The 633-nt window shown below is 31.1% G+C and carries 1 protein-coding gene; it reads right to left on the bottom strand.

Translation table 11 applies throughout. The features are described 5' to 3' along the window. A partial coding sequence (locus SB754_RS19170) for a hypothetical protein (RefSeq protein WP_410784006.1) occupies positions 1-189 on the bottom strand: 189 nt, incomplete at its 3' end. Between the last annotated feature and the right edge of the window lie 444 nt (positions 190-633).

Here is a 633-nt window from a genome sequence, read left to right as displayed (position 1 = left end):
CATTCCAGTAGTCAGTAGCTTAGTAATCCAAAAGTAAAGTGTAATTTCCGGAACTTTAGCAAACATTTCTTTTGCCTGATTCATGGTGATCGATAAAGATTTGTTCATATTTAAGGACCTTCTTCCAATAATTTCTAATGACAAAGGCGTTAATATAGCTGCAAATCTTTCTTGTTGATAACATATCATCAGCTAGTACGCCTAGTGTAGTTGTACAAATCCCAAAACCTTGGTATGTCAAAATCAAATAGTAACTTCTAGTAACTTGCTTAACATTTGAAGACTTGAAGGTTGTAGCAGTTTTGTTTGTTCTGAAACGGCTAAGTTTTTTTAAAAGAATTAATCTCCTTTTATGAAGTATATTGTTTCTAAGTATTTTCCATCTCTTGTTCATTTGAGATGACGCTAGTCTCTACTATATTACAAATTGGTCAGCTATTTATTAAACCTAAATTAAAATTAACTTAAATGTCTATTAAGTATAGGTGGCATTTTATAATTGTACATAGGGTCCAGTTAAACTTCAGAAAATCTTAAGGTTTTCTCAGTAGGTTGATACATATAAATTTAAAATCACTAGGTTGGTCCATAACCACTATTACAATTATTGTGGCAGAAGCTAGAACAACAAAG

The organism is Leifsonia sp. SIMBA_070 (assembly GCF_046534635.1).
GTDB lineage: Bacteria > Actinomycetota > Actinomycetes > Actinomycetales > Microbacteriaceae > Leifsonia.
The sequence above is the reverse complement of the archived record's forward strand: the minus strand, read 5'-3'. Positions and strand labels throughout refer to the sequence as shown.